Source organism: Streptomyces incarnatus (assembly GCF_001027185.1).
In the GTDB taxonomy this organism is placed as follows: Bacteria; Actinomycetota; Actinomycetes; order Streptomycetales; family Streptomycetaceae; genus Streptomyces; species Streptomyces puniciscabiei.
Genome location: NZ_CP011497.1, coordinates 8,139,936 through 8,153,047, shown reverse-complemented (window position 1 = coordinate 8,153,047; position 13,112 = coordinate 8,139,936). Strand labels below are relative to the sequence as shown.

The window sequence follows — 13,112 nt, the reverse complement described above, 5'->3', positions numbered from 1 at the left end:
ACGTGTCGTCAAGGCCAAGTAGCCCTCCCAAACGGCCCGGCGGAGCTCAATCTAGACCACTGGACGCAGTCACGGGAACAGTTGGACGAAACACGCACCGCAATGGCGACTTCGGCGCCATACTGCCCGACGTGACGAGCATCGTGATCCCGGCCCACAATGAGGCGCGCGTCATCGGCCGGCTCCTCGATTCACTGCTGGCCGAGCCTTCCGGGCCCTCCGAGTCCTGCGAGTCCTCCGCGTCCTCCGTGTCCTCCGAGGACGAGACCGACATCGTGGTGGTGTGCAACGGCTGCACGGACGACACCGCGCGGATCGCGGCCGCGCGCGGCCCGCGCGTGCGGGTGGTCGAGATCCCCGTGCCTTCCAAGCACGCCGCCCTGCGGACCGGGGACGACCACGCGCGCGGCTTCCCCCGTCTCTACGTGGACGCCGACGTCGTGCTCACGGCGGCCGACGTACGGGCGCTGACCGAGCCCCTGAACGACGACACCTCGGGCATCCTCGCCACCGCGCCCGAACGGCGGATCCCGCTGGCCGCCTGCGCCTGGCGGGTGCGCGCCTACTACCAGGTGTGGCAGCGGCTGCCCGCCGTGCGCGAGGGGCTGTTCGGCCGGGGCGTGATCGCGGTCTCCAAGGCCGGTCAGGCCCGGATCGCCGCGCTGCCGCCGCTGATGGCCGACGACCTGGCCGCGTCCCTGGCGTTCGCCCCCGAGGAGCGGCTGGTGGTCGACGCGGCCCGTGTCGTGATCCAACCGCCGCGCACCTGGCCGGACTTGATGAGACGGCGGATCCGTGCCGCGGTGTCCACCGCCCAGGTCGAACGGCATCGCCGGCCGGAAGAGGCCTCGGCGCGCACCAGCACGGCGGATCTGAAGGCACTGCTCCGCAGGGAGCCTCGGCTCTTCGCGGCTGTCGTGGTCTTCGCCGCGGCGGCGGTCGGCGCCCGGCGGGGGGCCAGGAGGGCCATCCGGGCACAGGACTTCGGCACCTGGCTACGGGACGAGAGCAGCCGGCAGAACTGACCGCACCGCACCTGGAGCCCTGTCTTGTATCTCACCGACCGCTCCGCGCCCGTCGAGGCGGGCACCGACCGGCGCCGAAGACGCGGACCGGGCCGCAAGGTCGCCCCGGTCGTGCTCGTGCTGGGCACGGTCAGCCTGATCACGGACGTCTCCTCGGAGATGGTCACCGCCGTCCTGCCGCTCTACCTCGTCACCACGCTCGGCTTCAGCCCGCTGGGATTCGGCACCCTCGACGGCGTCTACAACGGCGTCAGCGCGCTGGTCCAGCTCACCGGCGGCCATCTCGCCGACCGGGTGCGGGGCCACAAGCTGCTGGCCGGGCTCGGCTACGGCCTGTCCGCGCTGTGCAAGCCGCTGCTGCTGATCGCCGGCAGCCTCGGCACCCTCGGCACGGTCCTGGCGCTGGAGCGGACCGGCAAGGGTCTGCGCACCGCCCCGCGCGACGCGATGATCTCCCTGTCCACGCCGGCCGGGAACCAGGGCCGGGCGTTCGGTGTCCACCGGGCGATGGACACCACCGGCGCGATGCTCGGCCCGCTGGCGGCCTTCCTCATCCTACGCGCCGCGGCCGACGGTTACGACGCCGTGTTCGGCGTGAGCGCGTGCGTCGCCGCGCTGGGCGTGGTCGTACTGGTGCTGTTCGTGCCCGGAAGGCCGCGCGGTCCGGGGAGGTGGCGGGACGGGCGGACGCCTGACGCGGAGAGGACCTACGACGCCGATGTGACCGACGGTGCCGATGTGACAGGCGGTGCCGATGTGAGGGGCGGCAAGCCGTCCGTCCGGGTTGGCGAGGCGCTGGCGCTGCTGCGGCTGCCGCGGCTGCGGGCACTCGCCGGGTGTGCCGCGCTGCTCGGCCTGACCACCGTCAGCGACGCCTTCGTGTATCTGCTCCTCCAGCGGCGGGCCGGGGTGGGCGAGGAGTGGTTCACGCTGCTGCCGCTGGGCACGGCCGTCGTGTTCCTGCTGCTGGCCGTGCCCGTCGGCGCGCTGGCCGACCGGGCCGGGCGGCGCACCGTGTTCCTCGCCGGACACCTGGGCCTGCTCACCGCCTACGCCCTCCTGCTGTGGGCCCCGGACACACCGCTCCTCGCCCCGCTCGTCCTCGCCCTGCACGGCCTGTTCTACGCGGCCACCGACGGGGTGCTCCCGGCCGCCCTCGCGGACCTTGTGCCCGAGCGTCTGCGCGCCAGCGGCCTGGCCATCGTCGGCACCAGCCAGGCGCTGGCCCGGTTCTGCTGCTCGCTGGCCTTCGGCGCCGCCTGGACGGCGTGGGGCGACGGCCCGGCACTGGCCGGCTCGGCGGTCGGCCTGCTGTGCTGCGCGGCCGTCGCGGGCATGGTGCTCCGGCCGGCCGGCGGAACCCGATGACCACCACAGCCACAAGGATCCGGATGACATCGCTGCGCCGCCGTCTGCTCGTACTCGTCGGGGCCGTCCTGCTGCTCGCCGGCCTGGGCACCGGCGTGGTCCTGCACGCCGCGGCCCGCGCGGACCGGGCGAACGAGCCACACTCGGGTGAACCAGCCGTCACTGCAGGCAAGTTGACCCTCGGCCAGAAAGGCCGGCTGGCGTTCCTCAACGCGGCCGCCGGCCCGCACCGCACCGCGGTCGCCTCGGTACCGTCCACGGACCCGAGGGGCGGGCGGACCGCCTCGAGCCTGAGGTGCGCACGCTTCTACGCGGCCGCCGGCACGGGCATCTGCCTCCAGTCCAACCCGGGCGTCCTCAGGCAGAGCAACCGGGCCCTGCTGCTGGACGCCGACCTGCGCACCCGGCGCACCTTCCCGCTCGCGGGCACGCCCAGCCGGGCCCGGGTCTCGCCCAGCGGCCGCTTCGTCGCCTGGACCGTCTTCGTGTCCGGCGAGTCCTATTCGTCCGCCTTCTTCTCCACCCGGACCTCGATCCTGGACACCCTGACCCTGCGGCTGACCCCCAGCCTGGAGACGTTCGCCATCGTCAGGGACGGCAGGCCCTACCACGCCTCGGACATCAACTTCTGGGGCGTCACCTTCTCCGCCGACGACGACACCTTCTACGCCACCCTCAACACCGCCGGCAAGACCTACCTGGTCCGGGGTTCGGTCTCCCGGCGCACGGTCACCACGCTGGCAGAGAACGTGGAGTGCCCGTCCCTCTCGCCCGACGGGACCCGGGTCGCCTTCAAGAAGCGGGTGTTGTCCCGTACCGACCTGTGGCACGAGTACGTCCTCGACCTGCGCACCCTGCACGAGACGCCGCTGGCCGAGCGCCACAGCGTCGACGACCAGGCCACCTGGCTCGACGACCGCACCGTCGCCTATGCCCTGCCCGCGAACGGCAAGGTCGGCGGCAGCGACCTGTGGAGCGTGTCCGCGGACGGCACGGGGACCCCTCGCCTGCTGATCGCCGACGCCTCCTCCCCTGCCCCGCTGTAGGCCGGGATCACTGGAAGTGGACGAGGATGCGCCCGGTGTTGCCCGTGTCGACCTCGCGCCGGACGTACAGCTTCCTGATGTGCTTCTGGTCCAGGAACGCGAGCACCCGGGTCCTGAGCCGCCCCGATCCCTTGCCCGGGATGATCTCCACAACCGGCTCGCCCGACTGGTTGGCCCTGAAGAGGAACTGACGCAGCGCCAGTTCGATGTCGCGGTTGTTGCGGAAGATCGGGTGCAGATCGAGCGACAGCATACGGAACCTCCCGGTGATGCGACGACTCGATCAGGTCCGTCACGTCGATGTCAATCGCCGACCCGCTCCTGACCACTCCGACGTACCACAATGCCGTAATGCGGAAATAAGATGCCACCAAGCGGAAAACGTGAGGGTGGGGTTGAGTATGCGGCGCCATGTCAGGACAAAGATGCTCAGACGCGGTCCGCGGTTCGCGAGCGGCGTGCTGCGCGGCCTCGCGCAGGTCATGTTCCTCGACAGCGCACGGGCAGGCGCCGTCTTCGCCCTCGCGCTGTGGACGGCGGACTGGCGGTACGGCGCCTACGCCCTGGGCGGCGCGGCCCTCGGAACCGGCGCCGCACGCCTGCTGGGCGCTCCTCATGACCGGGTGCGGGCGGGGCTGGAGGGCTTCAACTCCTGCCTGACCGCACTCTGCGTCGCCGTGTTCCTCGGCGCGGGGCGGCCGGCCACGGTGGTGCTGGCGGCCGGTGCCTGTCTCGTGGTCACCGTCGTCACCGCCGCGGTGATCCGGCTGCTGCAGGTGTGGGGCCTGCCGGCCCTGACCCTGCCCTACTGCCTGCTGGCGGGCGCGGTCACCGTGGCCGCCCCCGCCTTCCGGCGGATCTGGCCGCAGGGCCACAGCATCGCCGCGCTGCCCGGCGCCGCCTCCGGACCCACCGTCCTGCGCTGGAAGGACGTGGCGGGGGCGTTCTTCCGCAACGTGTCCCAGGTCTTCTTCCTGGAGCAGTGGCAGGCGGGGGTCCTGCTGCTGGCCGGCCTCTTCCTGGCCGGCCGGGTGGCCGGATGGGTGGCCTGCGCCGGCAGCGCGACGGGCATCCTGACGGCGTGGGCGCTCGGCACGCCGGCCGCCCGGATCGCCGACGGCACGATGGGCTACAACGCCGTACTGGTCGCACTGGCGCTGTGCGGGGTGTTCCTGGCCGCCACCCGGACGACGCTGCCGTACGCGCTGCTCGGCGCCGCGACCGCGACCGCCCTCACCCCGGCCGTCGCCGCACTCCTCGCCCCGTCCGGCGGCCACCCGTTCACCTGGCCGTTCGTGCTGACGACCCTCGGCTTCCTGGCGGCCGCCCGCTCCTTCCCGCACGTCACCGACCCGACCAGGCGCCGCACCTCGAGCCGGTCCGCCCCGTCACTCCACGGCGACCAGGCCGCCGCAGACTGACGGGCCGGATCCGCCAGAAGCTCCGCAGGGCGGCGAGCTGCGGCTCGGCGTTGAGCTGCTCGCGCAGGAGATGGGTGCCGCCGTTATGGGACCTCGACCGGCGTACTCCCGTAGGCGCTCGGACTGATGCGCTCCGCCGCCTGCTTCGGCGTTCTCCGCACCGGTACGCCCCTGAAGCGCGCCCGGCCCCAAGGCTCGCGCGCCCTGTGCCGCACGTCGGTTGGTGCCATCCGGTGCGGGTACCCGGGGGCGCACAGCGAGCACCACCGGGGAGCGCATCATGACGGCCACCGAATTCCTCGCCACCGTGCGGGAGCACGGGGAGTACGCCGACCGCGACGAGGCGGCCCGCGTCACCGAAGCCGTCCTCAGCACCCTCGGCGACCGGCTGCAGCCCACCGCGGCGGATCACCTCGCGGATCAGCTGCCCCTGGAGATCGGCGCCTTCGTCACCGGCGTGGGCAACACCGGACGCACCTGGGGCGTGCAGGAGTTCGTCCGCCAGGTTGCCCGGGCCGCCGCCGAGGACGAGGCCGCCGCCCGGAGGGACGCGGAAGTGGTCCTCACCGCCGTGGGCGACACCGTGTCGGGCGGTGAGCTGCACAAGCTGCTCAGCCTGCTGCCGAGCGGATACGCCGCGCTGTTCGGCCACCCCGACCTGACCTGACACGCGCCTTTCGCCGTCCGGGGAGCGGCAGGCCGAGCCGCCCGGCGGTCGCGGTCGCGCCGGCGTCACACACCCGCGGGCCAGGTCTGCTCCTCCAGGCTCCCCTTGGACCAGGGGTGCAGCGGGGTGAGCGCGTGGGTGCGGTCGAGGTAGCAGAAGGCGTCGTAGCGCTGGGCCAGGACCGTGGGGACGTAGTTGCCGACGCGGTCGTACTGCGGCCGGTACACCACGCCGATCGCGCGGTGACCATGCTCTTCGTGGAACCACTCGCCCCGCCCGGAGGAGGGCGGATGCTGGAACTGCACATGCGGGAAGACGAACAGCGCCCGCTCGCCCGGCAGCGCCCGGTGCAGCAGATCCTCCACGCTGCCCCGGCGGGCGGCCGGCACGCCCATGATCCTCGGCGTGTCACCCCAGGCGTCCGCGGCGATCACGGTGCCGGAGTGCGAGCCGAACCCGACGAGCACCACACCCCTCCCCAGGTGCCGCTCGCGCACCAGCTGGCCGACGTTTATCTCGCCGACGTCGGCCATGTCCGTGGCACGCGCGTCGCCGATGTGGGTGTTGTGCTCCCAGACCACGGCCTTGGCCTCGGGACCGTAATGCTCCATCAACCGGTCCAGGGTGTCGGCCATATGCCGGTCCCGGATGTTCCACGACTCGGGGCCGCTGTCGAGCATGACCCGGTAGTAGGCCTCGGCCCCGGCCAGCACCTCGGCGTTCTGCCGGGCGGCGAATTCCGCGAGCGAGCCGTCCATGGCCGCCGCCTGCGCCGCCCGCCGCCGCAGCTCGGTGAGCAGGGACACCACCTGGGGCGCACAGCCCTCCGACACATAGCTGGTGGCCAGCGCGTAGGACTGCGGATCCCGGGCGTACGGCTCGAAGCAGCGGCACGCCTCCAGGGCGTGGTCCACCTCGTCGGGGTCGTGCTCGCGCAGGTGGGCCAGCACCGCGTCCAGCGACTCCCACAGGCTGTAGACGTCCAGCCCGAAGAAGCCCACGCGCCGCTCGGGCGGCAGAGCCTCGTTGTGCCGGCGCAGCCACCGGGTGAAGGCGGCCACGTCGGTGTTGCCCCACATCCACGCCGGCCAGCGCCTGAAGCCCGCCAGCACCTCGCCGGGATCCTCGGGCGCGCCCGGCGCGGCGACCACGGCGCAGTGCACGGCCTGGCAGTCCGGCCAGTCGCCCTCCACCGCGACGAAGGAGAAGCCCTTCTCCTCGATCAGCCGGCGCGTCAGCAGATCGCGCACCCGGTAGTAGTCCGCGGTGCCGTGGGAGGCCTCGCCGAGCAGCACATAGCGGGCGTCGCCGATGCGTTCCATCAACGGGTCCAGCGACGCCGGATCGGTCAGCGGCAGCGCCTGCCTGCGGATGCGGTCCTGGTCGGTGTCGGGCACGGACGCTCCCCCTTTCCGGCGGACGCCGCACCGGGTTCCCGCACCGCGGCGGGCCGAAACGGCGGGCATCCTCACGCCCGAACCGGGAGCCGTCCCCGCGCACGGAACGCACGTGTCCTGACGCTCCGGCCGGGTACCCGCCACCCTGGTCGACCCCCTCCGGAAGCACGGGGTCAACCTCCCGCAAGCACAGAGTCGAAGCGACAGGAGTCGGAGGCCGGAACGATGCCTGCCCCGGCACGATCCGCTCTCGCGGATCCCCAAGAGCGCCGCCGTGCCGCCGCCCGGTCCGCACGCCCGCGCAGCCGGGTCCCGGAGACCATCGGCGACGAACCGGACCTGCTCGGCCAGTACCTGGCCCAGATCGCCGCGACCCCCCTGCTCGACGCCGCGGACGAGGTACGGCTGGCCCAGCGCATCGAGACCGGGGTGCACGCCACCGGGGAACTGGAGCGGGCCGACGCCGGTGACCGCGCTCTCGCCCCCTCGCGGCGCCGTGAACTGGAGGCGGCCGTACGGGAGGGCATGCGGGCCAAGGACCATATGATCCGGGCCAACCTGCGCCTCGTGGTGTCGATCGCCAAACGGCACGCCCACCGGGGCGCGCCCCTGCTGGACCTGATCCAGGACGGCAACCTCGGGCTGATGCGGGCGGTGGAGAAGTTCGACCACACCAAGGGCTTCAAGTTCTCCACGTACGCCACCTGGTGGATCCGGCAGGCCATCGAGCGGGGCCTGGCCCAGCACGCCCGCACGGTACGGCTGCCCATGCACGTCGTGGAGCAGCTGCAGAAGCTCGCGAAGTGCGAACGGCAGCTCCAGTTGCGCCTCGACCGCGAGCCGACGGACGACGAGGTCGCCCGGGAGAGCGGGTTCGCCGAGGACCGGGTCGTCTGGCTGCGCCGGGTGGGGCGGCAGACGCTGAGCCTGGACACGCCGGTGGACGAGACCGGCGAGACCGTGGTCGGGGACCTCATCCCCGCCACCGACGTACTCCAGGCTCCGCAGGTGGCCGAGTACCGGGCGCTGGCGGAGGACCTCAGGGACGCCCTGGGCGTGCTGGCACCCCGCGAAGCCATGATCCTCAGTCTGCGCTACGGGCTGCACGACGGGCATCCGCGCACGCTGCAACAGGTGGCCGACCAGGTGGGCCTGACCAGGGAACGCGTGCGCCAGCTGGAGAAGGAGTCCCTCACCCGGCTGCGGGCACCCGAGACGGGCGAGCGCCTGCTGGACTGGGCGGGCTGACGCCGACACCGCGCGGGCGGCCCGGCGCTGCCCTTTGTTCGTGCCCCGGAGCGTTCGCGCGCCGGAGGCTGGCGCCGGGGCACAGCCGCGTTCAGGTTCGGGCCCGGCATCGGCTTCAGGCCCGGGCGTCACCCGGGCGTCAGGACCCCGGCGTCCCGCCCAGCGTCGTGTTCCGCGTCCGGCGCGGCCGGGAGCCGCGGTGGCGGCCGTTGTGTGCCGCGCCGCTCACCATGATCACCAAGCCCACGCAGAAGATGAGCGCCAGCGCGAGTCCGGAGCTGAACAGGGCGAGCCCGCTCATGGTGGCGATGTCGTGATTGAGGACGGACACCGTGTACTCGGGCCCGCCGGACAGGTTGCCCGCGATCGCGAGGGCCGTGAAGGCGGCCGCGCCCGCGAAGAGGAGCAGTCCGATGAACCGCATGCCAGTCATCTCCTCGCACGGGGGTGTGTCAGTCGTGCGGGTACCCCGCGCCTCCTCGGTCATCCCGTGCGGTGGGGCCGTATGCCCCGGTCCGTGCCGGGTACTCCGGTCGCATGGCCGGTATCGAACTCACAAGCGCAGCCTTCAGTGACCACAGCATGATCCCGCGCCACTACGCGCATGACGCGGACAACGTGTCTCCCCCGCTCACCTGGTCCGGGGTACCGGATGACGCGGCGGAGCTGGCCCTGCTGTGCGAGGATCCGGACGCTCCGTCCGGAACCTTCGTGCACTGGCTAGTCACCGGTATCGACCCCCACGCCGGGGGCCTGGACGCCGGCGAGACACCCCGGGGCAGCCAGGCCCATCGCAACGGATTCGGGGAACGGGGCTGGGGCGGCCCACAGCCTCCGGTCGGCGACAAGGCCCACCGGTACTTCTTCCGGCTCTACGCCCTCCCCGCCCCGGTCTCGCTCCCGGACCGGGCCGGCGCCGACGAGGCCCACGCCGTCCTGGACCGGCAGCAGCTGGCCAGCGGCACGATCGTCGGGCTGTACCAGCGCTGACCCCGGCGGTTGGCATCCGCGGCCACGGCACGGGGCTCCGGCACGGCGTGGACTCGCCGCCCGCCGTGCCAGGACCACGGATCTGCTGCTCGGCACGCTGGTGCCGGACGGCACGTATCTCGACGTACCGGGGGCGCACACCTTCCCCCGGCCGTTCCCTGATGCCTGGTCGCGGCCGGTACGGGAGCCGGCCGCGAGGGCCCCGTGAACCCCGACCGGTTCTGGAACTCGGCCTTTTTCAGCGGCGGTTGAGCGCGGTCGGGGTCCGGGTGGCGCGGGTGGACCGCTAGGAGAGCGGATCGGGTTCCGTGAACAGCGTGCCGAACTCGTCCGGCAAGGCGCCTCGCAGATCCGCGGCCAGCGACGTGTCCTCCGCGGAGATCCGGCAGAGCACCGTCCGGGCCAGGAACAGTGCCTGGTCCGGAGTCGCACCCACGGGCCGGGCCACATCGGCCAGCAGTTCGTCGAGGCCCGGGCCGGAGCCCTCCGCCGCGTCGGCGCCGTACTGCAGCGCGGGGCGTTCATGGGCCGGTACGGCCTGGCGCAGATGCTCCCGGTGCGGTGGGTCCAGGCGACTGCTCAGCGCCGCGAGGACCAGATGCACGGCGGCGTCCGCCGCCTCCGGGTCGTCGAGCCGAGCCCGCGACGCCACCTCTTCCACCAGATGCCGATGGCTGATCATGCTGCCTCCCGCTGGTGAGGACGGGGTCATGCCCGAGGGGTCCGAGCGGCGACCCTGGGGGCCGCGTTGCACGGGTGCCCGTCGGGCCGTCCCGTACACGGGACGACGTCGGCACGGACGGACATCCGCCTGTGGTCCTGGTGACGTACCAGCGAGTCGGCCGGGGCGGCCGACGGGTACCAGGGTGCGGAGGCGTTCCGGATCCGGGGTAGGGATGGATCACGCAACGGATCACGGCGGAGGTGGGCGGCAGGCCGATGGTGGCCTGGAGTACGGAGGCCTCCCGCGCGCACCTCGAGTCGTACCTGCACGCCTCCGCTCCGTACGACGAGATCCGGATCCTGCTGTTCACACTGAGCAAAATCCGCACCCGCCCCCCGCTGCCCCTGCCGCTCAATGCCGCGGACGCGGTCTCCGCGCTCACCGGGCGGGAGGGCATCGTCTGGCGTCCGCTGCCATGACGACCTGTTCCCGCTCAGAGCCGGACGACGATCAGGGCGATGTCGTCGCGGCCGCCGCCGGCGACGCCGAGGCGGGCCAGGACGGTGTCGGCGAACTGTTCGGTGCCGAGGCGGGCGCAGTCGCAGAGCGTGTCGCACAGCCGGCTCAGGCTGACGTCGATGTCCTCATCCCTTCTCTCGATCAGTCCGTCGGTGTACAGCACGAGCGTGTCTCCGGGCCTGTAGGCCGCGATCGCCTGCGGGCGGGGGACGTGCTGGGGGCGGGTGCCGAGCGGTGGGTCGGTGGCCTGGTCCAGCAGTTCGCAGCGGCCGCCGGGGTCGACGAGCACCGGCGGCGGGTGACCCGCACTGCTATAGGTGATCAGGCGGCTGCGGGTGTCGACGATCGCCTTGACGGCGGTGGTGCCCAGCGCCCCCTCGATGGACCGGGCGTACAGACCGAGCACCTCCAGGGCCTGCGCGGGTCGTTCCAGGGCGCGGATGGCGGCGGACAGGGCACTGCGGAGCATGCCCATGACGGCCGCGGCCTCCAGGCCGTGGCCGATGACATCGCCGACCGCGAGGGCGAGCCGGTCGGGCGGGATGTCGACCACGTCGTACCAGTCGCCGCACACGTTCAGGGAGCCGGTCGCGGGCAGGTAGCGCACCGCGATGTCGCGGTGGCGGGCCAGGTCGGGGGCGTGCAGCATGGCCTGTTGCAGGGTGACGGCGACCTCTCGTTCGCGGGTGTGGGCCTGCCGCAGTTCCTCGTTCAGCCGCTGCAGCTCGCGCGCCCGCGCGTACAGCTCGGCCTCCAGAGCCTGCGCCTCCTCCAGGCGCTGCCCCACCCGGACGCCGGCGGGATGGGTGGCCCTGTGTGCCTTGACGAACGCGGTGACGTCCTCCACCCGGTGGATGATGTACGCCACCTGCCCGTCGGGCCCGGGTACCGGGGTGTTCACCGGGGACCACCAGCGCTCCTCGAACACCTCCGGCCGGCCCATCACGGGGATGTCGTACTTCTGCAAGGCCATCGTGTCGGCCTCGCGCGTGGTGAGGACCCGGTGCAGGGAAGCACCGAGGTTGCGGACCCCGTCGGCGTCCGGGTCGGCGGGGTTGTCGGGGAACGCGTTGAAGATGTGCCGGCCGAGCAGGTCTTCCCGGGTGCGCCCGGTGGCCGCCAGGTAGGCCCGGTTCACGTCCACGATGACCAGGTCCGGGCCGAGCACCAGGTAGGGGCTCGGTGTGGCGGCGAACAGGGCCGCGTGGTCAACCCGCGATGCCACCGGCAGCACTCCCTTCCCCGCCCTCCTCGTATCACCACAATCTAGGCGCCCTCCTGCGCCTGTGCCCGCCGTCCCGCCCACCTCGGCGGCTACCGCGGTGAGGAGCCGCTGCCGACCCGGCCGGGCCGTCACGGCCGGCCGGAGACGGCCTTCGCCCAGCCCTGGGTGACCGCCTTCCTCGCCTTCTCCAGTTGCTCGTCCGTCGGGAACTGGGGCGTTCCCTCGACCGTCGGCAGCCGTGCGGCGGCGGCCTTGTCGAGGGTGCCGTCCTGCTTCATGACGTCCATGAGCACCGGGCGGGCGTAGCCGCGCAGCCGGAGGTTCTGGCCCTCCGTGCTGAAGAGGTACTCCTGCCACAGGCGGGCAGCCGCCGGGTGCGGGGCGCGCTTGTTGACCGCCAGCGCGAAGTACTGGGCGAAGCTGCCGTCGAAGGGGATCGCGACCTGCCAGTCGACGCCCTTGTCGCGGAGCTGGTCGGCGTAGTGGAGGTTGACGTAGTCCCAGTTGATGCTGATGGGAGTCCGGCCGTCCTCGACCGTCGCCGTGCTGGAGCTGACGGGATTGAAGTTGCCGATCTTGTTGAGCTGGGCGAAGAAGTCGAGGCCGGGCTGGATGTCGTCGAAGGATCCGTTGTTCGCCAGCGCGGCGGCGTAGACGCTGTCGAAGGCGGTGGCCGACCGGGTCGGGTCTCCTTCGAGCGCGACCTTGCCCTTGTAAGCGGGTTTCAGCAGATCGGCGAAGGTCTCCGGGCAGATCCTGACCCGGTGGGCGTCGCAGCCGATGGAGATGTAGCCCCCGTAGTTGTTGGACCAACGGGCCTGTGCGTCCTTCTGGTTCACGGGGATCGAGTCGAACGCGGCGACCTTGTACGGCGCGAGCAGGTTCTGCTGCGCCGCGCTCCGCGCGAACGTGTCGCCCACGTCGATCACGTCGGGAGCCGTCGGGCTGTTCCCGCGCTTCCGCACGGCGTCGAGCTCGTCCTCGCTGTGGCCCTGCGGATCGTCGACCCTGACCTTGATCCCGTACTTCTTCTCGAAGCCGTCGATCAGGTCCCCGTAGTCGGCCCAGTCACGCGGCAGCGCGATCGCGGTGAGCGCGCCCTCTCGTTTCGCCGCGGCGATCAGTGCGCGCATGCCGCCCGCGTTCTCCGCGGACGTGGCCAGCGACGGCTTCTGGGGCCTGGCGGCCGGTGGTGGGTTGCCGCAGGCGCTCAGGCCCAGTGCCGCGAGAGCGAAGCAGCCGGCGACGGCCGCTGCTCGGGCCCGGGGTGTGGTCACGACGGCTCCTGGGTGGGGAATGCGGGTGTCGCCGAAGGATGCGGCTTGTCACAGGGTGTGTCGTACCACCGCCAGGATGCGCGGTTCCGCCGTGGCGCGCACGCTCGTGGACTCCCGAAGGCTGTCGCAGGCCGGCCCGGGGCGTGCTCCGGTCCGCCGGCACACGGTCCACGGCGTCGGCGAAGTCGCCATCGAGGTCAGGGTGCCCGGCGGCCCCGCCGGCGGACTCCCGCCCGGAAAGCCTGCGATCAGCGTGTTTCCTCTG

The 13,112-nt window shown here is 72.5% G+C and carries 14 protein-coding genes; 8 read left to right on the top strand and 6 right to left on the bottom strand.

Annotated features, from left to right (window positions below; genetic code table 11):
• The first annotated feature begins 131 nt into the window (after positions 1–131).
• From ABB07_RS37240 to ABB07_RS37230, 3 genes are read left to right on the top strand one after another with little or no spacing between them, the layout of a single operon-like run.
• Positions 132–1,025, top strand: coding sequence for a glycosyltransferase family 2 protein (locus tag ABB07_RS37240; protein ID WP_208902847.1), 894 nt, complete (start codon positions 132–134; stop codon positions 1,023–1,025).
• A gap of 24 nt (positions 1,026–1,049) precedes the next feature.
• Positions 1,050–2,393, top strand: a complete 1,344-nt coding sequence (locus ABB07_RS37235) for an MFS transporter (RefSeq protein ID WP_208902846.1) — start codon at positions 1,050–1,052, stop codon at positions 2,391–2,393.
• A 23-nt stretch (positions 2,394–2,416) separates the two neighbouring features.
• Positions 2,417–3,439, top strand: a complete 1,023-nt coding sequence (locus ABB07_RS37230) for a TolB-like translocation protein (RefSeq protein WP_208902845.1) — start codon at positions 2,417–2,419, stop codon at positions 3,437–3,439.
• Between the two features lie 7 nt (positions 3,440–3,446).
• Here the strand turns inward: ABB07_RS37230 and ABB07_RS37225 are convergent, their stop codons facing one another.
• Positions 3,447–3,692: a Smr/MutS family protein gene (locus ABB07_RS37225; protein ID WP_208902844.1), complete on the bottom strand. Its 246-nt coding sequence runs from the start codon at positions 3,690–3,692 to the stop codon at positions 3,447–3,449.
• 172 nt (positions 3,693–3,864) lie between these two features.
• Between ABB07_RS37225 and ABB07_RS37220 the strand changes: the two genes are divergently transcribed.
• Together ABB07_RS37220 and ABB07_RS37215 are read left to right on the top strand one after the other, a co-directional pair.
• Entirely contained in the window at positions 3,865–4,860 is a 996-nt protein-coding gene (locus ABB07_RS37220) for an urea transporter (protein ID WP_208902843.1), read from the top strand.
• Positions 4,861–5,140: 280 nt separating this feature from the next.
• On the top strand, positions 5,141–5,527 hold the full coding sequence (locus tag ABB07_RS37215; protein ID WP_208902842.1) for a DUF2267 domain-containing protein: 387 nt from the start codon (positions 5,141–5,143) through the stop codon (positions 5,525–5,527).
• 65 nt (positions 5,528–5,592) lie between these two features.
• Here the strand turns inward: ABB07_RS37215 and ABB07_RS37210 are convergent, their stop codons facing one another.
• Positions 5,593–6,924, bottom strand: a complete 1,332-nt coding sequence (locus ABB07_RS37210; RefSeq protein ID WP_244189651.1) for an erythromycin esterase family protein — start codon at positions 6,922–6,924, stop codon at positions 5,593–5,595.
• A 225-nt stretch (positions 6,925–7,149) separates the two neighbouring features.
• Here ABB07_RS37210 and ABB07_RS37205 point away from each other — a divergent pair, with 225 nt between their 5' ends.
• The gene (locus ABB07_RS37205; protein ID WP_208902840.1) at positions 7,150–8,172 is read left to right on the top strand and encodes a sigma-70 family RNA polymerase sigma factor; all 1,023 of its coding nucleotides are present in this window, start codon (positions 7,150–7,152) and stop codon (positions 8,170–8,172) included.
• A 139-nt stretch (positions 8,173–8,311) separates the two neighbouring features.
• Here ABB07_RS37205 and ABB07_RS37200 read toward each other — a convergent pair whose 3' ends face one another.
• Positions 8,312–8,596: a hypothetical protein gene (locus tag ABB07_RS37200; protein WP_208902839.1), complete on the bottom strand. Its 285-nt coding sequence runs from the start codon at positions 8,594–8,596 to the stop codon at positions 8,312–8,314.
• Between the two features lie 113 nt (positions 8,597–8,709).
• Between ABB07_RS37200 and ABB07_RS37195 the strand changes: the two genes are divergently transcribed.
• On the top strand, positions 8,710–9,162 hold the full coding sequence (locus ABB07_RS37195; RefSeq protein ID WP_208902838.1) for a YbhB/YbcL family Raf kinase inhibitor-like protein: 453 nt from the start codon (positions 8,710–8,712) through the stop codon (positions 9,160–9,162).
• A gap of 286 nt (positions 9,163–9,448) precedes the next feature.
• On the opposite strand, the gene ABB07_RS37190 is transcribed toward ABB07_RS37195, so the two are convergent.
• Positions 9,449–9,844: a DUF2267 domain-containing protein gene (locus tag ABB07_RS37190; RefSeq protein WP_208902837.1), complete on the bottom strand. Its 396-nt coding sequence runs from the start codon at positions 9,842–9,844 to the stop codon at positions 9,449–9,451.
• Positions 9,845–10,101: 257 nt separating this feature from the next.
• On the opposite strand from ABB07_RS37190, the gene ABB07_RS37185 reads away from it, so the two are divergent.
• Entirely contained in the window at positions 10,102–10,305 is a 204-nt protein-coding gene (locus tag ABB07_RS37185) for a hypothetical protein (RefSeq protein WP_208902836.1), read from the top strand.
• A 14-nt stretch (positions 10,306–10,319) separates the two neighbouring features.
• On the opposite strand, the gene ABB07_RS37180 is transcribed toward ABB07_RS37185, so the two are convergent.
• Positions 10,320–11,570 (bottom strand): PP2C family protein-serine/threonine phosphatase, encoded by a 1,251-nt coding sequence (locus ABB07_RS37180; protein WP_208902835.1) that lies wholly within the window; start codon positions 11,568–11,570, stop codon positions 10,320–10,322.
• Positions 11,571–11,698: 128 nt separating this feature from the next.
• Positions 11,699–12,847 (bottom strand): ABC transporter substrate-binding protein, encoded by a 1,149-nt coding sequence (locus ABB07_RS37175; protein WP_208902834.1) that lies wholly within the window; start codon positions 12,845–12,847, stop codon positions 11,699–11,701.
• Positions 12,848–13,112: the final 265 nt, after the last annotated feature.

Bases quoted from the DNA above. Each gene is read 5' to 3' on its own strand.
- ABB07_RS37220 (WP_208902843.1), top strand. From the start codon at position 3,865: ATGCTCAGACGCGGTCCGCGGTTCGCGAGCGGCGTGCTGCGCGGCCTC.
- ABB07_RS37205 (WP_208902840.1), top strand. From the start codon at position 7,150: ATGCCTGCCCCGGCACGATCCGCTCTCGCGGATCCCCAAGAGCGCCGC.
- ABB07_RS37185 (WP_208902836.1), top strand. From the start codon at position 10,102: ATGGTGGCCTGGAGTACGGAGGCCTCCCGCGCGCACCTCGAGTCGTAC.
- ABB07_RS37230 (WP_208902845.1), top strand. From the start codon at position 2,417: ATGACATCGCTGCGCCGCCGTCTGCTCGTACTCGTCGGGGCCGTCCTG.
- ABB07_RS37215 (WP_208902842.1), top strand. From the start codon at position 5,141: ATGACGGCCACCGAATTCCTCGCCACCGTGCGGGAGCACGGGGAGTAC.
- ABB07_RS37200 (WP_208902839.1), bottom strand. From the start codon at position 8,596: ATGCGGTTCATCGGACTGCTCCTCTTCGCGGGCGCGGCCGCCTTCACG.
- ABB07_RS37225 (WP_208902844.1), bottom strand. From the start codon at position 3,692: ATGCTGTCGCTCGATCTGCACCCGATCTTCCGCAACAACCGCGACATC.
- ABB07_RS37195 (WP_208902838.1), top strand. From the start codon at position 8,710: ATGGCCGGTATCGAACTCACAAGCGCAGCCTTCAGTGACCACAGCATG.
- ABB07_RS37190 (WP_208902837.1), bottom strand. From the start codon at position 9,844: ATGATCAGCCATCGGCATCTGGTGGAAGAGGTGGCGTCGCGGGCTCGG.